This window comes from Escherichia sp. WS3227_2 (assembly GCF_046486495.1).
Classification (GTDB): domain Bacteria; phylum Pseudomonadota; class Gammaproteobacteria; order Enterobacterales; family Enterobacteriaceae; genus Escherichia; species Escherichia coli.
Map to the genome: position 1 here is coordinate 122,431 of NZ_JBJQLG010000013.1, position 26,473 is coordinate 148,903.

A 26,473-nucleotide genomic window follows, 5' to 3' on the forward strand; every position below is an offset into this window, starting at 1 on the left:
ATTTGTGGGGAGGATTTCGTCTTGAACTAAGTTCACCAGGCTATTTTATTTGTCATTTTGGCCCCGGGCAGTGCTCGAAATCCTCACGTACTATGTGTACGCTCCGGTTTCTCCGCGCTGTTCGTGTCCAAACTGACTGCAACAATTACGCCTGTTGAACCAAGTTCTTATTCCCTTTTCAACTTCCAAATCACCAAACGGTATATAAAACCGTTACTCCTTTCACGTCCGTTATAAATATGATGGCTATTAGAAAGTCATTAAATTTATAAGGGTGCGCAATGGCCGTTAACTTACTGAAAAAGAACTCACTCGCGCTGGTCGCTTCTCTGCTGCTGGCGGGCCATGTACAGGCAACGGAACTGCTGAACAGTTCTTATGACGTCTCCCGCGAGCTGTTTGCCGCCCTGAATCCACCGTTTGAGCAACAATGGGCAAAAGATAACGGCGGCGACAAACTGACGATAAAACAATCTCATGCCGGGTCATCAAAACAGGCGCTGGCGATTTTGCAGGGCTTAAAAGCCGACGTTGTCACTTATAACCAGGTGACCGACGTACAAATCCTGCATGACAAAGGCAAGCTGATCCCGGCCGACTGGCAGTCGCGCCTGCCGAATAACAGCTCGCCGTTCTACTCCACCATGGGCTTCCTGGTGCGTAAGGGTAACCCGAAGAATATCCACGACTGGAACGATCTGGTGCGCTCCGACGTAAAGCTGATTTTCCCGAACCCGAAAACGTCGGGTAACGCACGTTACACCTATCTGGCGGCATGGGGTGCAGCGGATAAAGCTGACGGTGGCGACAAAGCCAAAACCGAACAGTTTATGACCCAGTTCCTGAAAAACGTTGAAGTGTTCGATACCGGCGGTCGTGGCGCGACCACCACCTTTGCCGAGCGCGGGCTGGGCGATGTACTGATTAGCTTTGAATCGGAAGTAAACAACATTCGTAAACAGTATGAAGCGCAGGGCTTTGAAGTGGTGATTCCGAAAACCAACATTCTGGCGGAATTCCCGGTGGCGTGGGTCGATAAAAACGTGCAGGCCAACGGTACGGAAAAAGCAGCAAAAGCCTACCTGAACTGGCTCTACAGCCCGCAGGCGCAAACCATCATCACCGACTATTACTACCGCGTAAATAACCCGGAAGTCATGGACAAACTGAAAGACAAATTCCCGCAGACCGAACTGTTCCGCGTGGAAGACAAATTTGGCTCCTGGCCGGAAGTGATGAAAACCCACTTCACCAGCGGCGGCGAGTTAGACAAGCTGTTAGCGGCGGGGCGTAATTAATGTTTGCAGTTTCATCAAGACGCGTGCTGCCGGGCTTTACCTTAAGCCTCGGCACCAGTCTGCTGTTTGTGTGCCTTATTTTGCTGCTGCCGCTCTCCGCGCTGGTGATGCAGCTGGCTCAGATGAGCTGGGCGCAGTACTGGGAGGTGATCACCAACCCACAAGTGGTCGCGGCCTACAAAGTGACGCTGCTGTCGGCGTTTGTGGCATCAATTTTTAACGGCGTTTTCGGCCTGCTGATGGCGTGGATCTTAACCCGTTATCGCTTTCCGGGCCGCACGCTGCTTGATGCGCTGATGGATTTACCCTTTGCGCTGCCAACGGCAGTCGCCGGTTTAACGCTGGCCTCGCTCTTTTCCGTGAACGGTTTTTACGGTGAATGGCTGGCGAAGTTTGATATCAAAGTTACCTATACCTGGCTGGGGATTGCGGTGGCGATGGCTTTTACCAGTATTCCGTTTGTGGTGCGTACCGTGCAGCCGGTGCTGGAAGAGTTAGGCCCGGAATATGAAGAAGCGGCAGAAACGCTTGGTGCAACGCGCTGGCAGAGTTTCTGCAAAGTGGTGCTGCCGGAACTTTCTCCGGCGCTGGTGGCGGGCGTGGCGCTGTCGTTTACTCGTAGTCTTGGTGAGTTTGGCGCGGTGATTTTTATCGCCGGGAACATCGCCTGGAAGACGGAAGTGACGTCGCTGATGATTTTTGTGCGCTTGCAGGAGTTTGATTACCCGGCGGCGAGCGCGATTGCTTCGGTGATCCTCGCGGCATCCCTGCTGCTGCTGTTCTCAATTAACACTCTGCAAAGTCGCTTTGGTCGGCGTGTGGTAGGTCATTAATGGCGGAAGTTACCCAATTGAAGCGTTATGACGCGCGCCCGATTAACTGGGGCAAATGGTTTCTGATTGGCATCGGGATGCTGGTATCGGCGTTCATCCTGCTGGTGCCGATGATTTATATCTTCGTACAGGCGTTCAGCAAAGGGCTGATGCCGGTTTTACAGAATCTGGCCGATCCGGACATGCTGCACGCCATCTGGCTGACGGTGATGATCGCGCTGATTGCCGTACCGGTAAACCTGGTGTTCGGCATTCTGCTGGCCTGGCTGGTGACGCGCTTTAACTTCCCTGGACGCCAGTTGCTGCTGACGCTGCTGGACATTCCGTTTGCCGTGTCGCCGGTGGTTGCCGGTCTGGTGTATCTGCTGTTCTACGGCTCTAACGGCCCGCTCGGTGGCTGGCTGGATGAACATAATCTGCAAATTATGTTCTCCTGGCCGGGAATGGTGCTGGTCACCATCTTCGTGACGTGTCCGTTTGTGGTGCGTGAGCTGGTGCCGGTGATGTTAAGCCAGGGCAGCCAGGAAGACGAAGCGGCAATTTTGCTTGGCGCGTCTGGCTGGCAGATGTTTCGCCGCGTCACGCTGCCGAACATCCGCTGGGCGCTGCTTTATGGCGTGGTGCTGACCAACGCCCGCGCGATTGGCGAGTTTGGTGCGGTGTCGGTGGTTTCCGGCTCGATTCGCGGCGAAACACTTTCGCTGCCGTTACAGATTGAATTGCTTGAGCAGGACTACAACACCGTCGGCTCCTTTACCGCTGCCGCGTTGTTGACGCTGATGGCGATTATCACCCTGTTTTTAAAGAGTATGTTGCAGTGGCGTCTGGAGAATCAGGAAAAACGCGCGCAGCAGGAGGAACATCATGAGCATTGAGATTGCCAATATTAAGAAGTCTTTTGGTCGCACCCAGGTGCTGAACGATATCTCACTGGATATTCCTTCTGGTCAGATGGTCGCATTGCTGGGGCCGTCTGGTTCCGGGAAAACCACGCTGCTGCGGATTATCGCCGGGCTGGAGCATCAAACCAGCGGGCATATTCGCTTCCACGGCACCGACGTCAGCCGCCTGCATGCGCGCGATCGTAAAGTTGGTTTCGTGTTCCAGCACTATGCGCTGTTCCGCCATATGACGGTGTTCGACAATATCGCTTTCGGCCTGACGGTGCTACCGCGTCGCGAGCGCCCGAATGCGGCGGCGATCAAAGCGAAAGTGACAAAATTGCTGGAGATGGTGCAGCTTGCCCATCTGGCGGATCGTTATCCAGCACAGCTTTCCGGCGGCCAGAAACAGCGTGTGGCACTGGCGCGCGCGCTGGCTGTAGAACCGCAAATTCTGCTGCTTGATGAACCGTTTGGCGCGCTGGATGCGCAGGTGCGTAAAGAGTTGCGTCGCTGGCTGCGTCAGTTACATGAAGAGCTGAAATTCACCAGCGTGTTTGTGACCCATGATCAGGAAGAAGCGACCGAAGTAGCCGATCGTGTAGTGGTGATGAGCCAGGGCAATATCGAGCAGGCTGATGCACCGGACCAGGTATGGCGTGAACCAGCGACCCGTTTTGTACTCGAATTTATGGGCGAAGTGAACCGCCTGCAGGGAACCATTCGCGGCGGGCAGTTCCATGTTGGCGCACATCGCTGGCCGCTGGGCTATACACCTGCGTATCAGGGGCCAGTGGATCTCTTCCTGCGTCCGTGGGAAGTGGATATCAGCCGCCGTACCAGCCTCGATTCGCCGCTGCCGGTACAGGTACTGGAAGCCAGCCCGAAAGGCCACTACACCCAATTAGTCGTGCAGCCGCTGGGGTGGTACAACGAAGCGCTGACGGTTGTGATGCATGGCGACGATGCCCCGCAGCGTGGCGAGCGTTTATTCGTTGGTCTGCAACATGCGCGGCTGTATAACGGCGACGAGCGTATCGAAACCCGAGATGAGGAACTTGCTCTCGCACAAAGCGCCTGATAGGTTGAGTGAATGTTAAACGCCCGGAGGCGCTTCCCGCGATCCGGGCTTTTTAATGGCAAGGTTTGTAACCTGTAGGCCTGATAAGACGCGCAAGCGTCGCATCAGGCAACACCACGTATGGATAGAGATCGTGAGTACATTAGAACAAACAATAGGCAATACGCCTCTGGTGAAGTTGCAGCGAATGGGGCCGGATAACGGCAGTGAAGTGTGGTTAAAACTGGAAGGCAATAACCCGGCAGGTTCGGTGAAAGATCGTGCGGCGCTTTCGATGATCGTCGAGGCGGAAAAGCGCGGGGAAATTAAACCGGGTGATGTCTTAATCGAAGCCACCAGTGGTAACACCGGCATTGCGCTGGCAATGATTGCCGCGCTTAAAGGCTATCGCATGAAATTGCTGATGCCCGACAACATGAGCCAGGAACGCCGTGCGGCGATGCGTGCCTACGGCGCGGAGCTAATTCTGGTCACTAAAGAACAGGGCATGGAAGGTGCGCGCGATCTGGCGCTGGAGATGGCGAATCGTGGTGAAGGAAAGCTGCTCGATCAGTTCAATAATCCTGATAATCCCTTCGCCCATTACACCACCACCGGGCCGGAAATCTGGCAGCAAACTGGCGGGCGCATTACCCATTTTGTCTCCAGCATGGGAACAACCGGCACTATCACCGGCGTTTCACGCTTTATGCGCGAACAATCCAAACCGGTGACCATTGTTGGCCTGCAGCCGGAAGAGGGCAGTAGCATTCCCGGCATTCGCCGCTGGCCTGCGGAATATCTGCCGGGGATTTTCAACGCTTCGCTGGTGGATGAGGTGCTGGATATTCATCAGCGCGATGCAGAAAACACCATGCGCGAACTGGCAGTGCGGGAAGGAATATTCTGTGGCGTCAGCTCCGGCGGCGCGGTTGCCGGAGCACTGCGCGTGGCAAAGGCTAACCCCGGTGCGGTGGTGGTAGCGATCATCTGCGATCGTGGCGATCGCTACCTTTCTACCGGGGTGTTTGGGGAAGAGCATTTTAGTCAGGGGGCAGGGATTTAAGATTATTGCGCAGGCACTGTTTTATCCGTCTGCGCAATTAGCGCATGTAAAAAAGGTTGTGCGTTCTCATCGCTTTTACCGGGCATCTTCACGATATACGGCTTCCCGGTAATCGATGACGACGAGGCCACCTTATCAATAAACTGCTCGGCGGTGTCAATGCGGTTGCGCGTGTTGCCGAGCTTCAGACGCAGGTGGGAAACCGCTTCATCACAGGTGTGTTCATCGCCGTTACGCACAAATATCAAATCCTTTTTCTGTGCTAATCCCTCCAGCATGGCGTTGATACGGGCTTCTTCATGGGCAGTTAACTTCGCGTAAACGGGGAGTGTCATTAGCAGCGTAATGACCAGACAAATGATTTTCTTCATTGAATTACCTTATCCTTGTTTTGTGATAGCCGATTTGACTGCCAGAATCAGGTAAAGTTTCGGTTGGAATACGATGAGGATCATCGGCAAGGAGAAAAAATTAAATGAGTAGTTTGTTGTTGTTTAACGATAAGAGCAGGGCATTGCAGGCGGATATCGTCGCCGTGCAGTCGCAGGTAGTGTACGGCAGCGTAGGCAACAGCATTGCCGTGCCTGCTATCAAACAGAACGGCCTGAATGTCTTTGCCGTGCCGACGGTATTGCTGAGCAATACGCCGCATTATGACACTTTCTACGGTGGTGCGATTCCGGACGAATGGTTTAGCGGCTATTTGCGTGCGCTTCAGGAGCGTGATGCGCTGCGCCAACTTCGAGCTGTAACCACGGGCTATATGGGAACGGCATCGCAAATCAAAATCCTTGCCGAGTGGATGACTGCGCTACGCAAAGACCATCCTGACCTATTGATCATGGTCGATCCGGTGATTGGCGATATTGATAGCGGAATTTATGTCAAACCTGACCTTCCCGAGGCGTATCGACAATATTTACTGCCGCTGGCGCAGGGAATTACCCCCAATATCTTTGAGCTGGAAATCCTGACCGGTAAAAATTGCCGCGATCTCGACAGTGCCATTGCTGCCGCAAAAAGTCTGCTTTCAGACACATTAAAATGGGTGGTGATTACCAGCGCCTCCGGTAACGAAGAAAATCAGGAGATGCAGGTGGTGGTGGTCAGTGCCGACAGCGTGAATGTCATTTCCCATTCACGGGTTAAAACTGACCTGAAAGGGACTGGCGACCTGTTTTGTGCTCAGCTTATCAGTGGTTTGCTGAAAGGGAAGGCGTTAAACGATGCGGTGCACCGTGCGGGGTTGCGCGTACTGGAAGTGATGCGCTACACCCAGCAGCATGAGAGCGATGAATTGATTTTGCCGCCGCTGGCGGAAGCATAAAAAATGGCGCCGATGGGCGCCATTTTTCACTGCGGCAAGAATTACTTCTTGATGCGGATAACCGGGGTTTCACCCACGGTTACGCTACCGGACAGTTTGATCAGTTCTTTGATTTCGTCCATGTTGGAGATAACAACCGGAGTCAGGGTAGACTTGGCTTTCTCTTCCAGCAGCGGCAGATCAAATTCAATGACAGTATCGCCAACTTTCACGCGCTGACCTTCTTCAGCAATACGCTTGAAGCCTTCGCCTTTCAGTTCAACGGTGTCGATACCGAAGTGGACGAACAGTTCAACGCCGCTATCAGATTCGATAGAGAACGCGTGGTTGGTTTCAAAGATTTTACCAATGGTGCCGTCTACAGGCGCGACCATTTTGTTTCCAGTTGGTTTGATAGCAATGCCATCACCAACGATTTTTTCCGCAAAAACGACATCCGGCACGTCTTCGATATTGACGATCTCGCCAGAGAGCGGAGCAATGATCTCAATAGTTCCGGTATCCTTCTTGTCGTCGGAAACCAGAGATTTCAGTTTATCGAACAAACCCATGATCTTCTCCTAAGCAGTAAATTGGGCCGCATCTCGTGGATTAGCAGATTGTTTTTTCTTCAATGAACTTGTTAACCAGCGTCATTAACTCGTCCGTTGTCGGTTGAGCAAGAGCCTGCTCTGCTAACACCTTCGCATCTTCGAAGTTCGTGTTACGGATAATCTTCTTAATGCGCGGGATAGAAATGGCGCTCATAGAGAATTCGTCCAGACCCATCCCCAGCAACAGAAGTGTAGCACGTTCATCGCCAGCAAGCTCACCACACATGCCAGTCCATTTGCCTTCAGCATGAGAAGCATCAATAACTTGCTTGATCAAGTTCAGCACGGACGGTGACATTGGCTGGTAAAGGTGTGAAATCATATCATTACCACGGTCAACTGCCAGAGTGTACTGCGTTAAATCATTGGTGCCGATACTAAAGAAATCAACTTCTTTGGCTAAATGACGTGCAATTGTTGCGGCAGCCGGTGTTTCCACCATTACGCCGATTTCAATTGACTCGTCAAACGCTTTACCTTCGTCGCGCAGTTCCTGTTTGTAGATTTCGATCTCTTTGCGCAGTGCACGTACTTCTTCAACAGAGATGATCATCGGGAACATAATGCGCAATTTACCGAAAGCTGAGGCACGCAGGATAGCGCGGAGCTGATCGCGCAGGATCTCTTTACGATCCATCGCGATACGGATAGCGCGCCAGCCGAGGAACGGGTTCTCTTCTTTCGGGAAGTTCATGTATGGCAGCTCTTTGTCGCCGCCGATGTCCATGGTACGAACGATAACCGCCTGCGAGCCACACGCTTCAGCCACTGCTTTGTAAGCAGCAAACTGTTCTTCTTCAGTGGGCAGCGCGTCGCGGTCCATGAACAGGAACTCAGTACGATACAGACCAACGCCTTCAGCGCCGTTACGCTCTGCACCTTCAACGTCACGAACCGTACCAATGTTAGCGCACACTTCTACCTGGTGACCGTCCAGCGTAATAGCTGGCAGATCTTTCAGTTTAGCAAGCTCTGCTTTTTCAGAAGCCACTTGCTCCTGAACAGCGCGCATTTTATCAATAACTTCGTTGGTTGGATTGACGTAAACCTGATTATTTACGGCATCCAGAATCAGATAGTCGTCATTTTTCACCTGAGAGGTGACGCTACCGGTACCCACGATAGCAGGCAGTTCCAGAGAACGCGCCATGATAGAGGTGTGGGAAGTACGGCCACCCGCGTCGGTGATGAAACCCAGCACCTTCTTCAGGTTCAGCTGTGCAGTTTCGGACGGCGTCAGGTCAGCGGCAACCAGAATGACTTCATCCTGAATGGCGCTCAGGTCGATAATCTTCAGGCCCAGGATGTTGCGCAGCAGGCGCTTACCGATATCACGTACGTCAGCCGCACGTTCTTTCAGGTATTCATCATCCAGCTCTTCCAGGGCAGAAGCCTGACCTTCGATAACTTCATGAGCAGCTGCGTCAGCTGTCATGTGCTTATCTTTAATCAGGGCTATGATTTCCTGCTCCAGCTCCTCATCTTCGAGCAGCATAATATGCCCTTCAAAGATGGCTTCTTTTTCTTCACCGAACGTTTCACCAGCTTTCGTTTTGATCGTTTCCAGCTGGGCTGATGCCTTGGCACGACCGCTCAGAAAACGTTCAACTTCCTGATCAACCTGGTCGGCAGAAATTTTTTTCCGGTCAATGACAATTTCGTCTTCTTTCAGAAGCAGAGCTTTACCGAAAGCGATACCCGGGGATGCTAAAATGCCTGAAATCATAACCCTACCTTACTTGTGACTGATTTTTAAAAGAACCCGGGAAATTACTCGAGTTCCGCCATCAGTTTAACCAGATGTTCAACCGCTTTCTGCTCGTCTTCGCCTTCTGCGGAGATAGTCACAACGGTACCTTGAGTCAGGCCCAGAGTCTGCAGTTTAAACAGGCTTTTCGCGCTGGCGCTTTTGCCGTTGGAAGTCACAGTAATTTCAGAAGTGAAGCCCTTAGCTTCTTTTACAAACTGGGCAGCAGGGCGGGTGTGCAGACCGTTCGGAGCGGTAATGGTAACTTCTTGCTGGAACATTGTATTTCCCCAACTTATAGGTTTAGTGTTGTGGAACTAAAGTCTAGCCTGGCGGTTCGACTTTAGCCTGTATTGTTAGCGCCAGTTTTTAACAGACGCGACGCACGAAGAGCGCAATACAGTCCATTGCTGGCGGGTGTTGACCGCTGACGTTTCGTACGTCATTAAACATTATGCCGCTAAAGGAAGAATTGAACCAAATCATAAAATCGATTCAGCTTTGGCTTTTCCTGTAACGATTAATTTCGCGCATCAAAATAATTAGTCTGGTTAAATACCAGTTCCGACAGGCTGAATCAATGCCAGGAGGGGCGAAAGTTTGAAGCAGGCCACAAAAAAGCACCTGAAAAGGTGCTTTTTTACGCATTTTTAACAAGCTGGCATTACTGTTGCAATTCTTTCTCAGTGAAGAGATCGGCAAACAATGCGGTGCTTAAATAACGCTCACCCGATGACGGTAGAATAACCACAATATTCTTGTTGGTAAAGCTTTCATCTTCTTGTAGTTTCAACGCCGCAGCAACAGCTGCTCCAGAAGAGATACCAGCAAGAATACCTTCTTCTTCCATCAGACGACGCGCGGTAGAAATGGCTTCTTCATTGGTGATGCCAATGACTTTATCGACCAGCTTGAGATCGAGGTTAGCCGGGATAAAACCTGCGCCAATACCCTGAATTTTATGCGGGCCAGGTTTAATCTCTTCACCAGCCAGTGCCTGGGCGATAACTGGAGAATCGGTTGGCTCAACGGCGACAGAGATAAGATCGGTCTTGCCTTTGGTGCCTTTAATGTAGCGGCTGACGCCGGTCAGCGTACCGCCAGTCCCAACGCCAGCAATAAATACATCAACCTGACCGTCGGTATCTTCCCAGATCTCCGGACCGGTGGTTTTTTCGTGAATTTCAGGGTTTGCCGGATTGCTGAATTGTTGCAGCAGCAGGTATTTCTCTGGATTGCTGGCGACAATTTCTTCTGCTTTTTGGATTGCGCCTTTCATGCCTTTAGCACCTTCGGTCAGCACCAGGTTTGCACCTAACGCTTTCAGCAGCTTGCGGCGTTCAATACTCATGGTTTCTGGCATGGTCAGGGTAAGTTTGTAACCGCGAGCGGCAGCGACATAGGCCAGTGCAATCCCGGTATTACCGCTGGTTGGTTCAACCAGTTCAACGCCTGGTTTCAGCACGCCGCGTTTTTCGGCATCCCAAATCATGTTGGCACCGATACGGCACTTAACGCTGAAGCTGGGGTTACGAGATTCCACCTTCGCCAGAATGCGTCCGTTACCGATGCGATTCAGGCGAACCAGCGGCGTGTGACCGATAGTCAGCGAGTTATCTTCAAAAATCTTACTCATGGCCTGTCCTTAACTGTATGAAATTGGGATACAACAGGTAGCATACCCGCTCAGAGAATATGCGGAAGTAAGGATTTAGCATATCTATATGCAGAAGGGAAATAATGACATGCAAGATGGAATAAGGGGCGGCATAAGCCACCCCTGTTTCACACAAGCGGTTTACAAAATAACCGGTAGATTGTTACCGCCACATCGCGTGTTTATCGCGATAGCAATCGACCCACATCGCCGTCGCACCACAAACGGCAACGGGCATGATGAACAGATTAAGCAGAGGGATCATCGTAAACAGGCTGGTTAAAGCACCAAACTGCATATTGGTGATTTTGCGTGTGCGCAGGGCGGTGCGCATCTCTTTAAACGGCACTTTGTGGTTATCGAAGGGGTAATCGCAATACTGGATGGCTAACATCCAGGCGCTAAACAGGAACCACAGTACCGGCGCGACGGTTTGCCCAATACCAGGGATGAAGTAAAGAATTAGCAATACAATTGCGCGCGGCAGATACCACGCAAATTTTTGCCATTCGCGTTTCATGATTCGCGGCACATCTTTCATGATACCGAAAATCCCGGTATCTGGCGGTGTAGCGCCAGTCAATCGTGCTTCCAGTTGTTCAGCCAATAAACCGTTAAACGGAGCGGCAATCCAGTTAGCAATCGTTGAGAAGAAATAGCCAAACACTAACAGCACGGAGATGACTGCCAGAGGCCACAACAGATAGCTCAGCCATTGTAACCAGTCCGGAACATAACTCATGAGAGTCGGGATCCAGACATCGAGTTGCGTAAAGAGCCACCAGAATGCGCCCCCCATCAACAAAATATTGACCAGCAGCGGTAAAATAACGAAACGCCGAATCCCAGGTTGCGAGACGAGCTTCCAGCCTTGCGCAAAATAGTAAAAACCGCTGCGTGGGGCAGATGTGAATGATGAAACCATAATCAGGATGAGCTCCTTTTGACCAATCCCAGGAAAATTCTGCGTATTTTACCGGGTAATTGCGCAATGGACAGTTAGGATATGTTCGAAAAAACAGCAAAAAGCACGATTTCATCTATCTTTGTGCTGTGAAAGTTAATAGTGCACTTGCACTTGAGGTAATCGGCAAATACTCTTAGTGAGTAAATGTTTGCCGTGGTGGCAAGGTGTTAGAACAACAGAGAATATAATGATGCAGGATTTGCGTCTGATATTAATCATTGTTGGCGCGATCGCCATAATCGCTTTACTGGTACATGGTTTCTGGACCAGCCGTAAAGAACGATCTTCTATGTTCCGCGATCGGCCATTAAAACGAATGAAGTCAAAACGTGACGACGATTCTTATGACGAGGATGTCGAAGATGATGAGGGCGTTGGTGAGGTTCGTGTTCACCGCGTGAATCATGCCCCGGCTAACGCCCAGGAGCATGAGGCTGCTCGTCCGTCGCCGCAACACCAGTACCAACCGCCTTATGCGTCTGCGCAGCCGCGTCAACCGGTCCAGCAGCCGCCTGAAGCGCAGGTACCGCCGCAACATGCTCCGCGTCCAGCGCAGCCGGTGCAGCAACCCGTGCAGCAGCCTGCCTATCAGCCGCAGCCTGAACAGCCGTTGCAGCAGCCAGTTTCGCCACAAGTCGCGTCAGCGCCGCAGCCAGTGCATTCAGCACCGCAACCGGCACAACAGGCTTTCCAGCCTGCAGAACCCGTAGCGGTACCACAGCCTGAGCCTGTAGCGGAACCGGCTCCAGTTATGGATAAACCGAAGCGTAAAGAAGCGGTGATTATCATGAACGTCGCGGCGCATCACGGTAGCGAGCTAAACGGTGAACTGCTTCTTAACAGCATTCAACAAGCGGGCTTCATTTTTGGCGATATGAATATTTACCATCGTCATCTTAGCCCGGATGGCAGCGGCCCGGCGTTATTCAGCCTGGCGAATATGGTGAAACCGGGAACCTTTGATCCTGAAATGAAGGATTTCACTACTCCGGGTGTCACTATCTTTATGCAGGTACCGTCTTACGGTGACGAGCTGCAGAACTTCAAGCTGATGCTGCAATCTGCGCAGCATATTGCCGATGAAGTGGGCGGTGTAGTGCTTGACGATCAGCGCCGTATGATGACTCCGCAGAAATTGCGCGAGTACCAGGACATCATCCGCGAAGTCAAAGACGCCAACGCCTGATACACTTAAGGCAAATTAACTCCTCTTCGAACCCCCGCTTGTCGGGGGTTTTTAGCATTGATGGTGCGATATGGAATCAATCGAACAACAACTGACAGAACTGCGAACGACGCTTCGCCATCATGAATATCTTTATCATGTGATGGATGCGCCGGAAATTCCCGACGCTGAATACGACAGACTGATGCGCGAACTGCGCGAGCTGGAAACCAAACATCCAGAACTGATTACGCCTGATTCGCCTACCCAACGTGTAGGTGCTGCGCCGCTGGCGGCTTTCAGCCAGATCCGCCATGAAGTGCCAATGCTGTCGCTGGATAACGTTTTTGATGAAGAAAGCTTTCTTGCTTTCAACAAACGTGTGCAGGACCGTCTGAAAAGCAACGAGAAAGTCACCTGGTGCTGTGAGCTGAAGCTGGATGGCCTTGCTGTCAGTATTCTGTATGAAAATGGCGTTTTGGTCAGTGCCGCGACGCGTGGCGATGGTACTACCGGGGAAGATATCACGTCTAATGTGCGTACTATTCGCGCCATTCCGCTGAAGCTACACGGAGAGAATATCCCGGCGCGTCTGGAAGTGCGTGGTGAAGTGTTCCTGCCGCAGGCGGGGTTCGAAAAGATTAACGAAGATGCGCGACGCACGGGCGGGAAAGTGTTTGCTAACCCACGTAATGCGGCTGCTGGTTCACTGCGTCAGCTTGATCCGCGTATTACAGCGAAGCGACCGCTCACTTTTTTCTGCTATGGCGTCGGTATTCTGGAAGGTGGCGAGCTGCCGAATACTCATCTTGGCCGTTTACTGCAATTTAAAAAGTGGGGTTTGCCGGTCAGCGACCGGGTAACGCTTTGTGAATCGGCGGAAGAAGTGCTGGCGTTCTATCACAAAGTGGAAGAAGACCGCCCGACGCTGGGCTTTGATATCGACGGCGTGGTGATTAAGGTCAACTCACTGACACAGCAGGAGCAGCTTGGCTTTGTCGCGCGTGCCCCGCGCTGGGCGGTAGCGTTTAAATTCCCGGCGCAGGAACAGATGACCTTTGTGCGTGACGTCGAGTTTCAGGTTGGGCGTACTGGCGCGATTACGCCTGTTGCGCGTCTGGAACCTGTCCATGTTGCAGGCGTGCTGGTGAGTAACGCAACCTTACACAATGCGGATGAAATCGAACGTCTTGGTTTACGCATTGGCGATAAAGTGGTGATTCGCCGCGCTGGCGACGTGATCCCGCAGGTGGTTAACGTCGTGCTTTCTGAACGCCCGGAAGATACCCGTGAGGTTGTATTCCCGACGCATTGTCCGGTATGTGGTTCTGACGTTGAGCGTGTGGAAGGAGAAGCGGTTGCCCGCTGTACCGGTGGCCTGATTTGCGGTGCGCAGCGTAAAGAGTCGCTGAAACACTTTGTTTCCCGCCGTGCGATGGACGTTGACGGTATGGGCGACAAAATCATCGATCAGCTGGTTGAAAAAGAATATGTCCACACTCCGGCGGATCTGTTCAAACTCACCGCAGGCAAACTGACCGGACTGGAGCGCATGGGGCCGAAATCGGCACAAAATGTGGTTAACGCGCTGGAAAAAGCGAAAGAAACCACCTTTGCCCGCTTCCTCTATGCACTTGGCATCCGTGAAGTCGGCGAGGCCACCGCAGCAGGTCTGGCGGCATATTTCGGCACGCTGGAAGCGCTGGAAGCCGCTTCGATTGAAGAGCTGCAAAAGGTGCCTGATGTTGGCATTGTCGTTGCCTCCCACGTTCACAACTTCTTTGCCGAAGAAAGCAACCGCAATGTCATCAGCGAGCTGTTGGCGGAAGGCGTTCACTGGCCTGCGCCGGTGGTGATTAACGTGGAAGAGATTGACAGCCCGTTTGCTGGTAAAACCGTGGTGCTTACGGGCAGCTTAAGCCAGATGTCGCGTGATGACGCTAAAGCTCGACTGGTCGAACTGGGCGCGAAAGTCGCGGGCAGCGTGTCGAAGAAAACCGATCTGGTGATAGCGGGTGAAGCTGCAGGATCTAAACTGGCGAAGGCGCAGGAACTGGGCATTGAAGTCATCGACGAAGCGGAAATGCTGCGTTTGCTGGGTAGCTGAGATGGAAAAAGAGCAGCTGATTGAAATAGCCAATACGATAATGCCGTTTGGCAAATACAAAGGGCGTCGCTTAATCGACCTGCCGGAGGAGTATCTTCTGTGGTTTGCCCGCAAAGATGAGTTCCCGGCAGGGAAGCTCGGTGAGCTAATGCAAATCACGCTGCTGATTAAAACTGAGGGGCTGACGCAACTGGTCCAGCCCCTGAAGCGTCCTCTTTAAGCTTTATTGGCGCGGCTTTCCTGCTGCGCCTGTAACTGTTCGGTCTGGTGTTTGTATCGACGCGCCAGCACCGCACAGACCATCAATTGGATCTGATGGAAAATCATCAGAGGCAGCACCATCATACCGATCACCGATGTGGGGAAAAGAATGTTTGCCATCGGGATGCCATTTGCCAGACTCTTTTTCGAACCACAAAAGACGATAGTAATTTCATCTGCCTTATTGAAGCCCAGTCGGCGTGCCATAAAGACGTTAACTACAATCACGATAGCCAGAAGAACGCAGCTGACCACCACGATAAACAGCAATGATCCCCAGCCAACTTTATGCCAGATACCATTAACGACGGCTTCGCTGAACGCTGTATAAACCACCAACAGAATGGACGTCTGGTCAGTTTTCGCAATCCATTTTTTATTGCGCGACACCCAGTCACCAATCCACGGCCGGGAAAGATGCCCCAATACAAACGGCAGCAGCAATTGCAGCATAATTTTACCGACCTGCTCAAGGCTGCCTCCCGCACCGTGAACATTCATCACCAGACCAACCAGCAATGGTGAAAGGAAAATCCCCAACAGGCTGGATGCTGACGCAGAACAAACTGCTGCCGCGACGTTACCGCCCGCCATTGAAGTAAAGGCGATTGCAGACTGCACGGTAGCCGGGAGAATGCACAAGTAGAGAAAACCGGAGTAGAGCATCGGGTCGACATTTACCGGTTTCCACCAGGCAAACAGTACACCCAGAATCGGAAACAGCACGAAAGTGCTGCACATTACCCACAAATGCAGTCGCCAGTGACCACCGCCAGCAATAATCGCCTCACGCGACAACTTCGCGCCGTGCATAAAAAACAGCAGGGCAATCGCTGCGGTGGTCAGATTTTCAAAGAAGGGGACGAAATCGCCTCTGGCCGGAAAGAAAGAGGCCAGCAACACCACCGTGATCAGGGTTAAGGTGAAAGGATCGAGGATACGAAAAAGTTTCATAAAGACTCCAGATGATCGATGGTTCTATTGTGCTTCTTCCAGTTTGAGAAATAAAATTGATTTATTGCATCCATTCATGAAGAAAACAGATGAATTATTCTTTAAAACAATTAAAGGTTTTCGTCACAGTAGCGCAGGAGAAAAGTTTTAGTCGTGCAGGAGAGCGTATCGGCCTGAGCCAGTCGGCAGTAAGTCACAGTGTGAAGGAGCTGGAAAATCATACTGGTGTTCGCCTGCTGGACAGAACCACGCGTGAAGTGGTGCTTACAGATGCAGGGCAGCAGTTGGCTTTGCGTCTTGAGCGACTGCTGGATGAACTTAACAGCACGTTGCGCGATACCGGGCGTATGGGGCAACAACTGAGCGGAAAAGTTCGGGTCGCTGCCAGCCAGACCATTTCCGCGCATCTTATTCCGCAATGCATTGCTGAAAGCCATCGCCGCTATCCAGATATTCAGTTTGTCCTGCACGATCGTCCGCAGCAGTGGGTGATGGAAAGTATTCGTCAGGGAGATGTCGACTTTGGCATCGTCATCGATCCAGGCCCAGTGGGCGATCTGCAATGTGAAGCGATTCTTTCCGAGCCTTTCTTTCTGCTTTGCCATCGCGATAGCGCTTTGGCCGTGGAAGATTATGTACCCTGGCAGGCATTACAGGGAGCGAAATTGGTGTTGCAGGATTACGCGTCAGGCAGCCGACCGCTGATTGACGCAGCGCTGGCGCGCAATGGTATTCAGGTGAATATTGTGCAGGAGATTGGACATCCGGCGACGCTGTTCCCGATGGTAGCCGCAGGCATCGGCATCAGTATTCTTCCCGCACTGGCGCTACCATTGCCTGAAGGTAGCCCACTGGTGGTAAAGCGCATTACGCCGGTGGTTGAACGCCAGTTGATGCTGGTGCGCAGGAAGAACCGTTCACTTTCCACCGCCGCTGAAGCGTTATGGGACGTGGTACGAGACCAGGGCCGTGCGCTAATGGCTGGGCGGGAAGGGGATCCGCTGTATCAGATATAGATATCGATATGAGTCGTTTTTTCAACAGGATTTGGAAGGGATGCATTCAGAGACAAACGCTGCTCTTTCTCCTGCGCTTTTTCTGCCTGCTGTCTCTGCAACTGCGCCAGTTGTGTTTCCAGTAGGGTGATTTGCTGCTGAATCAATTCGGCCTGTTTTTGCTTGTCTTCAGCACTGCCGCTAGTGTCTGCAATCTCTTTAATTTGTTGAGTGAGTTTGATGATTTGCTGACTTATCCGCGCAATTTGTGAAGCAACATCGCTACCTTCTGATGCCCTGTTACTACTCTGTGTTTGTATGGAAGGAATTGAAGTTGAAGAGATAGTGGCCATTGTTCAGTCCTCGTCACTGTACGAGGTAATATCGGCAGAAGAACAAGGAACTTGAGAAGAAAAATCAATCTTACAAACCGCATATAGTAAAAAAGCGCCTTTAGGGCGCTTTTTTACATTGTTGGTGGGTCGTGCAGGATGACTCGCTTCGCTCGCCCTTCGGGCCGTCGCCGCGAGCGGCTCCGTTGTTTCGCTGCGCTCAACTCGAACCTGCTGCAGGTTCGAATCTTTGAGTATCGCAGATAGCAAAAAAGCGCCTTTAGGGCGCTTTTTTACATTGGTGGGTCGTGCAGGATTCGAACCTGCGACCAATTGATTAAAAGTCAACTGCTCTACCAACTGAGCTAACGACCCGAAGTGGTGGGTGATGACGGGATCGAACCGCCGACCCCCTCCTTGTAAGGGAGGTGCTCTCCCAGCTGAGCTAATCACCCACTTCGGTACTTCACATTTTTACAAGAAATTTAGCTGGCGAGAAAGTGGTGGGTGATGACGGGATCGAACCGCCGACCCCCTCCTTGTAAGGGAGGTGCTCTCCCAGCTGAGCTAATCACCCACTTCTCAATTTCTTGCTACACGGCGGAGACTACATAAAGTAGTTGGTGGGTGATGACGGGATCGAACCGCCGACCCCCTCCTTGTAAGGGAGGTGCTCTCCCAGCTGAGCTAATCACCCCCGCTGTGTGGAGTCGCATTATAGGGAGAGTTCAAAATGAGTCAACGCATTTTCTAAAGAAATTGTTCGTTCGTCGTAAATTTAAGCAAGATGATCGCAAAACAGACCGTGTTGCGCAATTTGTCAACGAAAACAATAATGCGTAAGGTTGCAACCCGAACTACATTGAGGAATCAGGCGGGAGTGATAGAATATCGCCCACTCAATTTTTCCAGGATTTGCCGGTTGTCGGCATCTTTCTAAACGTAAGGCCATTTCATGAAAATCAAAACTCGCTTCGCGCCAAGCCCAACAGGCTATCTGCACGTTGGCGGCGCGCGTACTGCTCTTTACTCCTGGCTTTTTGCACGTAACCACGGCGGTGAGTTCGTGCTGCGTATTGAAGACACCGATCTTGAGCGTTCCACGCCGGAAGCTATCGAAGCCATTATGGATGGCATGAACTGGCTGAGCCTGGAGTGGGATGAAGGTCCGTACTACCAGACCAAACGTTTTGATCGCTACAACGCGGTGATCGATCAGATGCTGGAAGAGGGCACTGCTTATAAATGCTATTGCTCTAAAGAGCGCCTGGAAGCGCTGCGCGAAGAGCAAATGGCGAAAGGTGAGAAGCCGCGTTATGACGGTCGCTGCCGCCACAGCCATGAGCATCATGCTGATGATGAACCGTGCGTTGTACGTTTTGCTAACCCGCAGGAAGGTTCTGTTGTTTTTGACGATCAGATCCGTGGCCCGATCGAGTTCAGCAACCAGGAGCTGGATGATCTGATCATTCGCCGTACCGATGGTTCCCCAACCTATAACTTCTGTGTGGTGGTTGACGACTGGGATATGGAAATCACCCATGTTATCCGTGGCGAAGACCATATCAACAACACGCCACGCCAGATCAACATTCTTAAAGCCCTGAAAGCGCCGGTACCGGTTTACGCGCACGTTTCTATGATCAACGGCGATGACGGTAAAAAACTGTCCAAACGTCACGGGGCGGTCAGCGTAATGCAGTATCGTGATGACGGTTATTTGCCCGAAGCACTGCTGAACTATCTGGTGCGTCTGGGCTGGTCCCACGGCGATCAGGAAATCTTCACTCGTGAAGAGATGATCAAATACTTCACTCTGAATGCCGTCAGCAAATCTGCCAGTGCGTTCAACACCGACAAGCTGCTGTGGCTGAACCATCACTACATTAACGCGCTGCCGCCGGAGTATGTTGCTACTCACTTACAGTGGCACATTGAGCAGGAAAATATCGATACCCGTAACGGCCCGCAGCTGGCTGATCTGGTGAAACTACTGGGTGAACGCTGCAAGACGCTGAAAGAGATGGCACAGAGCTGCCGCTATTTCTACGAAGATTTTACTGAGTTCGATGCCGACGCCGCGAAAAAACATCTGCGTCCGGTTGCGCGTCAGCCGCTGGAAGTGGTTCGTGACAAACTGACTGCGATTACTGACTGGACCGCTGAAAACGTTCATCACGCTATTCAGGCGACGGCGGATGAGCTGGAAGTGGGTATGGGTAAAGTTGGTATGCCGCTGCGTGTCGCCGTAACCGGTGCGGGGCAGTCTCCAGCACTGGATGTTACCGTTCACGCAATTGGTAAGACCCGCAGTATCGAGCGTATCAACAAAGCGCTGGCTTTTATTGCTGAACGCGAAAATCAGCAGTAATTAGCGCATAAAAGATAAACGGCAGGAGAGATACCCCTGCCGTTTTTTATTTATGCTGATTCGTCAATATCGAGACGGGCGAGGAAATTGCGAATTCCTTCGCGTGACAAAAATTGCGCAACTTTTTCCTGCTCACTGTGAGTCATGTTGTCTATTGCGCTGATGATTTGTCGATACGCCGGGGCGCGTGCTCCAGGAGCGTATTCAGCAATTCTCTCTTCAGCTTCCATCAACATTGGTGTGTTATGGAACGCAGGCGTGTTCTGAATAAACTCGCAAACTTGCGTATCGACCAGAATAAGTCTGGCACGACCGCCTTTCACGCCAGGAAATTTTTCCGTTTTCCAGCCTTTTTCTCTGATCCAACGGTTAACAGTTTGTTTAGCCACACCGAGGCATTCAGCCAGTTCTTCGGTGGTCATTTTATTGCGTAATCTTTTCATATTATTTGCTATCGCGAATCCCTAAGCGTTGTAATAATCCGATAATCCCTTCCCGCAGAAGCAAGGATGTAAACTGTTTTTGTTCAACTGGCGTCATCTCTTTCGCCAGTGTCACCAGCAACACTTCAAGCGGCGCATCACTAGACAGGGCAGGCGCTTCTCCCTGACCTTCTGGACGTTCAGCATTGCGAATATATTCACGAACCTGTTCATTGACGTGAACCAGTCGGGCTTTGCCACCCTGGACGCCAGGTTTTGGTGACGTTGTCCAGCCTTCCTTGCGTACCCATTTATTAATGGTCTGGCGGCTATAGCCGGTCAGTCTGGCAAGTTCATCTGGTGTCATCCTCTCCTTGAACATAACAATTCCCTGAATGTATGTGGGTCTATTAGTCGTTCATTTTATAACACCACTTTACAGGAAACCGTGACATGAATAACTACTGAATGCGAGCGGTTTTCCAAAATTGTTCATTTGCCTGATTTTTCAGCGATTGAAACTACACGTTGCAATTTGCCGTTGACACATTCGGGCGGAATTCATATGATGCCGCCCGTCAACTCGACAAGCTTTACGTGACGGGGCTATAGCTCAGCTGGGAGAGCGCTTGCATGGCATGCAAGAGGTCAGCGGTTCGATCCCGCTTAGCTCCACCAAATTTTGCACCCAGCAAATTTGGTACGTAAACGCATCGTGGGGCTATAGCTCAGCTGGGAGAGCGCTTGCATGGCATGCAAGAGGTCAGCGGTTCGATCCCGCTTAGCTCCACCAAATTTCAAACCCTCGCTGTAAAGCGGGGGTTTTTTGTCTCTGCTTTTTGCCGCTTTTGTAATACAGTCTACGTCCGGGTTAGCGCCGCCTGGTGAAAGCATCATTGGATGAAAAATCGGCAACAGGCTGGCCCCTGTTTGCTTCGCGATGCGAATAAACTTATTATTTGTGTGCCTGAAAACCCCGATCAGTGAGAGTAGTGTACTCATGTTTGTGGAGCATAACCTGATAAAAAATATCAAGATATTCACACTAGCGTTTACGCTCACCGTGGTACTTATTCAGCTATCCCGTTTTATTTCGCCACTTGCCATTATCCATTCCAGTTATATCTTTCTGGCGTGGATGCCACTGTGCGTAATGCTGTCAATCTTGTTTATCTTTGGCTGGCGCGGTGTCGTTCCCGTTTTATGCGGGATGTTTTGCACCAATCTGTGGAACTTTCATCTCTCTTTTTTACAGACCGCGGTCATGCTCGGCAGCCAGACGTTTGTGGTGTTGTGTGCCTGCGCAATATTACGCTGGCAGCTGGGGACGCGTTGGCGTTATGGATTGACCAGCCGATATGTCTGGCAACGTCTTTTCTGGCTTGGTTTGGTGACGCCGATCGGCATCAAATGCAGCATGTATCTTGTGGGGAGCTTTTTTGATTTCCCGCTAAAGATATCCACCTTTTTCGGCGATGCGGATGCCATTTTCACAGTCGTTGATTTACTAAGCCTTTTCACCGCTGTGCTGATTTACAACATGCTTTTCTACTATCTCACTCGCATGATTGTAAGTCCCCACTTTGCGCAGATATTGTGGCGCAGGGATATCGCTCCGTCGTTGGGCAAAGAGAAACGCGCATTTACCTTAAGCTGGCTGGCAGCGTTAAGCGTGCTGCTACTTCTGCTGTGCACACCGTATGAAAATGACTTTATTGCCGGTTACCTGGTGCCCGTTTTCTTCATTATCTTTACCCTCGGGGTCGGTAAGCTCCGCTATCCGTTTTTAAATCTCACCTGGGCTGTTTCAACGCTTTGCCTTCTGAATTACAACCAGAACTTTTTGCAAGGGGTGGAAACCGAATATTCGCTGGCATTTATTCTCGCGGTGCTGATTTCCTTTAGCGTTTGCCTGCTCTATATGGTGCGCATTTATCATCGCAGTGAATGGCTTAATCGCCGCTGGCATTTGCAGGCGCTGACCGATCCGTTAACGCTCCTACCCAACTTTCGTGCGTTAGAACAAGCGCCGGAGCAAGAGGCGGGCAAGAGTTTTTGCTGCCTGCGCATTGATAATCTTGAGTTTATGAGTCGTCATTACGGCTTAATGATGCGCGTTCACTGTATCCGATCAATTTACCGTACGCTGCTGCCGTTGATGCAGGAAAACGAAAAGTTGTATCAATTGCCGGGTAGTGAACTGCTGTTAGTGCTGAGCGGGCCGGAAACGGAAGGGCGACTCCAGCATATGGTTAACATCCTGAATAGTCGGCAAATTCACTGGAACAATACCGGGCTGGATATGGGCTATGGTGCTGCCTGGGGGCGTTTTGATGGAAATCAGGAAACCCTGCAACCCTTGTTGGGGCAGTTAAGCTGGCTGGCGGAGCAATCCTGTGCACATCATCATGTGCTGGCGCTGGATAGCAGAGAGGAGATGGTTTCCGGGCAGACCACTAAACAGGTGCTATTGCTGAATACCATTCGCACGGCGTTAGATCAGGGGGATTTGCTGCTCTACGCCCAGCCAATTCGCAACAAAGAGGGTGAAGGTTATGATGAAATCCTCGCGCGACTGAAATATGACGGCGGCATTATGACCCCGGATAAGTTTCTGCCCCTTATTGCTCAGTTTAACCTTAGCGCGCGTTTTGATTTGCAAGTGCTGGAATCCTTGTTGAAGTGGCTGGCAACACACCCTTGCGACAAAAAAGGTCCGCGCTTTTCAGTCAATTTAATGCCGCTCACGCTGCTGCAAAAGAATATTGCCGGGCGGATTATTCGTCTGTTTAAGCGTTATCACATCTCCCCGCAGGCGGTCATTCTTGAGATCACCGAGGAGCAGGCGTTTTCTAACGCAGAAAGCAGCATGTACAACATCGAGCAACTGCATAAGTTTGGCTTCCGGATTGCGATTGATGACTTTGGCACCGGCTATGCCAACTACGAACGGTTAAAGCGTTTGCAGGCTGATATCATCAAAATTGATGGTGTCTTTGTGAAAGATATCGTCACGAATACGCTGGATGCGATGATTGTGAGATCAATTACCGATCTGGCGAAAGCGAAGTCATTGAGTGTGGTCGCGGAGTTTGTCGAGACGCAACAGCAGCAGGCGCTATTGCATAAGCTCGGGGTGCAATATCTGCAAGGGTATTTGATTGGTCGCCCGCAGCCATTAGCTGATTAACAGGCGTAAAAAAGCCGGGGAATGATCCCCGGCTTTTTTATGTATGGTTTTACAGCACCAGTGCTGCGATTGACGCAGACAGCACACTCACCAGGGTAGAGCCGTAAACCAGTTTCAGACCGAAGCGAGAAACCACGTTACCTTGCTCTTCATTCAGGCCTTTAACTGCACCTGCGATAATCCCGATTGAAGAGAAGTTAGCGAAGGAAACCAGGAACACAGAGATGATGCCTTCAGCACGCGGAGAGAGCGTGGAAGCAATTTTCTGCAGATCCATCATCGCAACGAACTCGTTGGAAACCAGTTTGGTCGCCATGATACTGCCCACTTGCAGTGCTTCACTGGAAGGAACACCCATCACCCATGCAATCGGATAGAAGATGTAGCCCAGGATGCCCTGGAAGGAGATGCTGTAGCCAAACCAGCCAGTCACGGTAGCAAACAGTGCGTTCAGCGCGGCGATCAGGGCGATAAAGCCGATCAGCATTGCGGCAACGATAATGGCAACTTTGAAACCTGCCAGAATGTATTCACCCAGCATTTCGAAGAAGCTCTGACCTTCGTGCAGGTTGGACATCTGAATGTTCTCTTCGCTGGCATCAACACGGTAAGGGTTGATCAGCGACAGCACGATAAAGGTGCTGAACATGTTCAGTACCAGCGCTGCAACGACGTATTTCGGTTCCAGCATGGTCATGTATGCACCAACGATGGACATCGACACGGTGGACATCGCCGTTGCTGCCATGGTGTACATACGGTTACGGGAGATTTTGCCAAGGATATCTTTATAGGCAATAAAGTTTTCAGACTGACCAAGAATCAGGGAGCTGACGGCGTTAAAGGATTCCAGTTTGCCCATGCCGTTGACTTTGGAGAGCAGGAAACCAATTGCGCGGATAATCACCGGCAACACGCGAATGTGCTGGAGAATACCGATCAATGCAGAGATAAAGACGATTGGGCACAGCACTTTCAGGAAGAAGAATGCCAGGCCTTGATCATTCATGCTACCAAAGACGAAGTTAGTCCCTTCGTTGGCAAATCCGAGCAGTTTTTCGAACATTTCGGAGAAGCCTTTCACGAAGCCTAAACCAACGTCGGAGTTCAGGAAGAACCACGCCAGTAACACTTCGATAACAAGCAGTTGAATAACATAACGGATACGAATTTTTTTGCGGTCGCTGCTTACCAGCAGTGCGAGAATCGCAACAACGGCAAGTGCCAGTACAAAATGAAGGACGCGGTCCATATTTGCTCCAAATATGAGGCAGGTTAAATTTCCGTGCACATTCTATGTAACATGGTTAAGGAAAACGAGATCTGACACACACTATAATGACGTCCTGTGACAAGCTTCAAAAATAGTGAGCTGTCATACATTTCTGCTATGTTGTGTATGAAAGCTGAAAGTTATGTAAATGTGCTAACATTAAACATAACCATAACATTCAAGTCATCAATCTTTTCGTAGTCATAATCCTGGTCTATCAGAGAAATCACCACAACCCATTTAAATGAATTTGATAATCATTATCGTTTAGCATAGCATGAAACATAGCAAAGGCTATGTTTTAGAGGCACAAGATGACGAACTATCGCGTTGAGAGTAGCAGCGGACGGGCGGCGCGCAAGATGAGGCTCGCATTAATGGGACCTGCGTTCATTGCGGCGATTGGTTATATCGATCCCGGTAACTTTGCGACCAATATTCAGGCGGGTGCCAGCTTCGGCTATCAGCTACTGTGGGTTGTCGTTTGGGCCAACCTGATGGCGATGCTGATTCAGATCCTCTCTGCCAAACTGGGGATTGCCACCGGTAAAAATCTGGCGGAGCAGATTCGCGATCACTATCCGCGTCCCGTAGTGTGGTTCTATTGGGTTCAGGCAGAAATTATTGCGATGGCAACCGACCTGGCGGAATTTATTGGTGCGGCGATCGGTTTTAAACTCATTCTTGGTGTTTCGTTGTTGCAGGGCGCGGTGCTGACGGGGATCGCGACTTTCCTGATTTTAATGCTGCAACGTCGCGGGCAAAAACCGCTGGAGAAAGTGATTGGTGGGTTACTGTTGTTTGTTGCCGCGGCTTACATTGTCGAGTTGATTTTCTCCCAGCCTAACCTGGCGCAGCTGGGTAAAGGAATGGTGATCCCGAGTTTACCTACTTCGGAAGCGGTCTTCCTGGCAGCAGGCGTGTTAGGGGCGACGATTATGCCGCATGTGATTTATTTGCACTCCTCGCTCACTCAGCATTTACATGGCGGTTCGCGTCAACAACGTTATTCCGCCACCAAATGGGATGTGGCTATCGCCATGACTATTGCCGGTTTTGTCAATCTGGCGATGATGGCTACAGCTGCGGCGGCGTTCCACTTTTCTGGTCATACTGGTGTTGCCGATCTTGATGAGGCTTATTTGACGCTGCAACCGTTGTTAAGCCATGCTGCAGCAACGGTCTTTGGATTAAGCCTGGTTGCTGCCGGATTGTCCTCAACGGTGGTGGGGACACTAGCGGGGCAGGTGGTGATGCAGGGCTTCATTCGCTTTCATATCCCGCTGTGGGTGCGTCGTACAGTCACTATGTTGCCGTCATTTATTGTCATTCTGATGGGATTAGATCCGACACGGATTCTGGTTATGAGTCAGGTGCTGTTAAGTTTTGGTATCGCTCTGGCGCTGGTTCCACTGCTGATTTTTACCAGTGACAGTAAGTTGATGGGCGATCTGGTGAACAGTAAACGCGTAAAACAGACAGGCTGTGTGATTGTGGTGCTGGTCGTGGCGCTGAATATCTGGTTGTTAGTGGGTACGGCGCTGGGGTTGTAGTTCAACTGGCGTCGTACCAGGCATCACTGGCGGATGCGGCGTAAAACGCCTTATCCGCCCTACGCGTTAAAGAGACGGTTTGTAGGCCTGACAAGACGCACTATGAACTGAACCCCAAAACCTGGACAGTTTCAGTTAACCGGCTTTTTGATACTCAGTCCGGTATTCTACCGGGCTGAGTCCCCCAAGACTGAGTTTTATTCTTTTTTGATTCCAGTAAGTTATGTATTCGTTAACGGCATTTTCCAGCTCTTCTACACTTCTGTAGTCCCGGCGATAGTACATTTCTTCTTTCAGGTGACCAAAGAAATTCTCCATTACCGCATTATCAAGGCAGTTGCCCTTGCGCGACATGCTCTGCACTAACCCTTTGTCTGCCAGGGCAGACTGATAACTTTTTATCCGGTAATGCCACCCTTGA

At 51.1% G+C, this 26,473-nt stretch carries 25 protein-coding genes, 6 tRNA genes and 1 other RNA gene; 15 read left to right on the plus strand and 17 right to left on the minus strand.

All coding sequences use genetic code 11. The annotated features are described in order from the left end of the window. The first annotated feature begins 281 nt into the window (after window positions 1-281). The 5 genes from cysP to cysM all read left to right on the plus strand — a co-directional run bounded on the left by cysP (window position 282) and on the right by cysM (window position 5,138). Entirely contained in the window at window positions 282-1,298 is a 1,017-nt protein-coding gene (cysP, locus tag ACJHXB_RS18430) for a thiosulfate/sulfate ABC transporter substrate-binding protein CysP (protein ID WP_000290223.1), read from the plus strand. After that, on the plus strand, window positions 1,298-2,131 hold the full coding sequence (cysT, locus tag ACJHXB_RS18435) for a sulfate/thiosulfate ABC transporter permease CysT (protein WP_000458406.1): 834 nt from the start codon (window positions 1,298-1,300) through the stop codon (window positions 2,129-2,131). The genes cysP and cysT overlap by 1 nt, the downstream gene beginning before the upstream one ends. Beyond that, a complete protein-coding gene (cysW, locus tag ACJHXB_RS18440) occupies window positions 2,131-3,006 on the plus strand; it encodes a sulfate/thiosulfate ABC transporter permease CysW (protein ID WP_000852686.1) in 876 nt (291 codons plus the stop codon). Before cysT ends, cysW begins: the two co-directional genes overlap by 1 nt. Further along, window positions 2,996-4,093 (plus strand): sulfate/thiosulfate ABC transporter ATP-binding protein CysA, encoded by a 1,098-nt coding sequence (cysA, locus tag ACJHXB_RS18445; protein WP_000021031.1) that lies wholly within the window; start codon window positions 2,996-2,998, stop codon window positions 4,091-4,093. Before cysW ends, cysA begins: the two co-directional genes overlap by 11 nt. A 133-nt stretch (window positions 4,094-4,226) precedes the next feature. Then, window positions 4,227-5,138, plus strand: a complete 912-nt coding sequence (gene cysM / locus ACJHXB_RS18450) for a cysteine synthase B (protein WP_001604693.1) — start codon at window positions 4,227-4,229, stop codon at window positions 5,136-5,138. 2 nt (window positions 5,139-5,140) lie between these two features. On the opposite strand, the gene ACJHXB_RS18455 is transcribed toward cysM, so the two are convergent. After that, complete coding sequence (locus ACJHXB_RS18455) at window positions 5,141-5,509, minus strand: YfeK family protein (protein WP_000719960.1); 369 nt, start codon at window positions 5,507-5,509, stop codon at window positions 5,141-5,143. 104 nt (window positions 5,510-5,613) lie between these two features. Here ACJHXB_RS18455 and pdxK point away from each other — a divergent pair, with 104 nt between their 5' ends. Beyond that, window positions 5,614-6,465 (plus strand): pyridoxine/pyridoxal/pyridoxamine kinase, encoded by an 852-nt coding sequence (gene pdxK, locus ACJHXB_RS18460; RefSeq protein ID WP_000096681.1) that lies wholly within the window; start codon window positions 5,614-5,616, stop codon window positions 6,463-6,465. A 41-nt stretch (window positions 6,466-6,506) separates the two neighbouring features. On the opposite strand, the gene crr is transcribed toward pdxK, so the two are convergent. From crr to cysZ, 5 genes are all read right to left on the minus strand, one after another. Next, entirely contained in the window at window positions 6,507-7,016 is a 510-nt protein-coding gene (gene crr, locus ACJHXB_RS18465) for a PTS glucose transporter subunit IIA (protein ID WP_000522247.1), read from the minus strand. Window positions 7,017-7,056: 40 nt separating this feature from the next. Next, window positions 7,057-8,784 (minus strand): phosphoenolpyruvate-protein phosphotransferase PtsI, encoded by a 1,728-nt coding sequence (gene ptsI / locus ACJHXB_RS18470; protein ID WP_000623136.1) that lies wholly within the window; start codon window positions 8,782-8,784, stop codon window positions 7,057-7,059. A gap of 44 nt (window positions 8,785-8,828) precedes the next feature. Further along, on the minus strand, window positions 8,829-9,086 hold the full coding sequence (gene ptsH / locus ACJHXB_RS18475; RefSeq protein ID WP_000487600.1) for a phosphocarrier protein Hpr: 258 nt from the start codon (window positions 9,084-9,086) through the stop codon (window positions 8,829-8,831). Between the two features lie 383 nt (window positions 9,087-9,469). Further along, window positions 9,470-10,441 (minus strand): cysteine synthase A, encoded by a 972-nt coding sequence (cysK, locus tag ACJHXB_RS18480; RefSeq protein ID WP_000034402.1) that lies wholly within the window; start codon window positions 10,439-10,441, stop codon window positions 9,470-9,472. A gap of 184 nt (window positions 10,442-10,625) precedes the next feature. After that, entirely contained in the window at window positions 10,626-11,387 is a 762-nt protein-coding gene (gene cysZ, locus ACJHXB_RS18485) for a sulfate transporter CysZ (protein WP_000254839.1), read from the minus strand. 229 nt (window positions 11,388-11,616) lie between these two features. Between cysZ and zipA the strand changes: the two genes are divergently transcribed. The 3 genes from zipA to ACJHXB_RS18500 all read left to right on the plus strand — a co-directional run bounded on the left by zipA (window position 11,617) and on the right by ACJHXB_RS18500 (window position 14,921). After that, window positions 11,617-12,615, plus strand: a complete 999-nt coding sequence (zipA, locus tag ACJHXB_RS18490) for a cell division protein ZipA (RefSeq protein ID WP_001469417.1) — start codon at window positions 11,617-11,619, stop codon at window positions 12,613-12,615. A gap of 70 nt (window positions 12,616-12,685) precedes the next feature. Continuing rightward, window positions 12,686-14,701, plus strand: coding sequence for an NAD-dependent DNA ligase LigA (gene ligA, locus ACJHXB_RS18495; protein ID WP_000443680.1), 2,016 nt, complete (start codon window positions 12,686-12,688; stop codon window positions 14,699-14,701). A gap of 1 nt (window position 14,702) precedes the next feature. Beyond that, window positions 14,703-14,921 (plus strand): DUF3820 family protein, encoded by a 219-nt coding sequence (locus ACJHXB_RS18500; protein ID WP_000410201.1) that lies wholly within the window; start codon window positions 14,703-14,705, stop codon window positions 14,919-14,921. On the opposite strand, the gene ACJHXB_RS18505 is transcribed toward ACJHXB_RS18500, so the two are convergent. Beyond that, window positions 14,918-15,916, minus strand: a complete 999-nt coding sequence (locus tag ACJHXB_RS18505) for a bile acid:sodium symporter family protein (protein ID WP_000765603.1) — start codon at window positions 15,914-15,916, stop codon at window positions 14,918-14,920. The two genes, ACJHXB_RS18500 and ACJHXB_RS18505, sit on opposite strands and share 4 nt — an antisense overlap. Before the next feature lie 89 nt (window positions 15,917-16,005). Here ACJHXB_RS18505 and ACJHXB_RS18510 point away from each other — a divergent pair, with 89 nt between their 5' ends. Next, complete coding sequence (locus ACJHXB_RS18510; RefSeq protein WP_001109801.1) at window positions 16,006-16,932, plus strand: LysR family transcriptional regulator; 927 nt, start codon at window positions 16,006-16,008, stop codon at window positions 16,930-16,932. On the opposite strand, the gene ACJHXB_RS18515 is transcribed toward ACJHXB_RS18510, so the two are convergent. The 6 genes from ACJHXB_RS18515 to ACJHXB_RS18540 all read right to left on the minus strand — a co-directional run bounded on the left by ACJHXB_RS18515 (window position 16,923) and on the right by ACJHXB_RS18540 (window position 17,940). Next, window positions 16,923-17,264 (minus strand): FlxA-like family protein, encoded by a 342-nt coding sequence (locus ACJHXB_RS18515; protein ID WP_000201404.1) that lies wholly within the window; start codon window positions 17,262-17,264, stop codon window positions 16,923-16,925. The two genes, ACJHXB_RS18510 and ACJHXB_RS18515, sit on opposite strands and share 10 nt — an antisense overlap. A 122-nt stretch (window positions 17,265-17,386) precedes the next feature. Continuing rightward, window positions 17,387-17,512, minus strand: a non-coding RNA gene (locus tag ACJHXB_RS18520) — RtT sRNA. Between the two features lie 30 nt (window positions 17,513-17,542). Beyond that, a tRNA-Lys gene (locus ACJHXB_RS18525) sits at window positions 17,543-17,618 on the minus strand. Window positions 17,619-17,622: 4 nt separating this feature from the next. After that, a tRNA-Val gene (locus ACJHXB_RS18530) sits at window positions 17,623-17,698 on the minus strand. A 46-nt stretch (window positions 17,699-17,744) separates the two neighbouring features. After that, window positions 17,745-17,820, minus strand: a tRNA-Val gene (locus tag ACJHXB_RS18535). 44 nt (window positions 17,821-17,864) lie between these two features. Beyond that, window positions 17,865-17,940: transfer RNA gene (locus tag ACJHXB_RS18540), tRNA-Val, on the minus strand. 258 nt (window positions 17,941-18,198) lie between these two features. On the opposite strand from ACJHXB_RS18540, the gene gltX reads away from it, so the two are divergent. Beyond that, entirely contained in the window at window positions 18,199-19,614 is a 1,416-nt protein-coding gene (gene gltX, locus ACJHXB_RS18545) for a glutamate--tRNA ligase (RefSeq protein WP_000695667.1), read from the plus strand. 50 nt (window positions 19,615-19,664) lie between these two features. Here gltX and ACJHXB_RS18550 read toward each other — a convergent pair whose 3' ends face one another. Next, window positions 19,665-20,057, minus strand: coding sequence for a MerR family transcriptional regulator (locus ACJHXB_RS18550; RefSeq protein WP_000826507.1), 393 nt, complete (start codon window positions 20,055-20,057; stop codon window positions 19,665-19,667). Window position 20,058: 1 nt separating this feature from the next. After that, window positions 20,059-20,418: a YfeC-like transcriptional regulator gene (locus tag ACJHXB_RS18555; protein ID WP_000472024.1), complete on the minus strand. Its 360-nt coding sequence runs from the start codon at window positions 20,416-20,418 to the stop codon at window positions 20,059-20,061. 220 nt (window positions 20,419-20,638) lie between these two features. Between ACJHXB_RS18555 and ACJHXB_RS18560 the strand changes: the two genes are divergently transcribed. The 3 genes from ACJHXB_RS18560 (at window position 20,639) to ACJHXB_RS18570 (ending at window position 23,226) form a co-directional block, all read left to right on the plus strand. Next, a tRNA-Ala gene (locus ACJHXB_RS18560) sits at window positions 20,639-20,714 on the plus strand. A gap of 39 nt (window positions 20,715-20,753) precedes the next feature. Further along, window positions 20,754-20,829: transfer RNA gene (locus ACJHXB_RS18565), tRNA-Ala, on the plus strand. Between the two features lie 207 nt (window positions 20,830-21,036). Further along, a complete protein-coding gene (locus ACJHXB_RS18570) occupies window positions 21,037-23,226 on the plus strand; it encodes a sensor domain-containing phosphodiesterase (RefSeq protein WP_001364824.1) in 2,190 nt (729 codons plus the stop codon). A gap of 49 nt (window positions 23,227-23,275) precedes the next feature. Here the strand turns inward: ACJHXB_RS18570 and nupC are convergent, their stop codons facing one another. Beyond that, entirely contained in the window at window positions 23,276-24,478 is a 1,203-nt protein-coding gene (gene nupC / locus ACJHXB_RS18575; RefSeq protein ID WP_000376337.1) for a nucleoside permease NupC, read from the minus strand. Between the two features lie 335 nt (window positions 24,479-24,813). On the opposite strand from nupC, the gene ACJHXB_RS18580 reads away from it, so the two are divergent. Next, on the plus strand, window positions 24,814-26,052 hold the full coding sequence (locus ACJHXB_RS18580; protein WP_000186368.1) for an Nramp family divalent metal transporter: 1,239 nt from the start codon (window positions 24,814-24,816) through the stop codon (window positions 26,050-26,052). 135 nt (window positions 26,053-26,187) lie between these two features. Here ACJHXB_RS18580 and ACJHXB_RS18585 read toward each other — a convergent pair. Beyond that, window positions 26,188-26,473, minus strand: a 286-nt coding sequence (locus ACJHXB_RS18585) for an IS3 family transposase (protein ID WP_052931055.1), incomplete at its 5' end; no start/stop codon positions are given.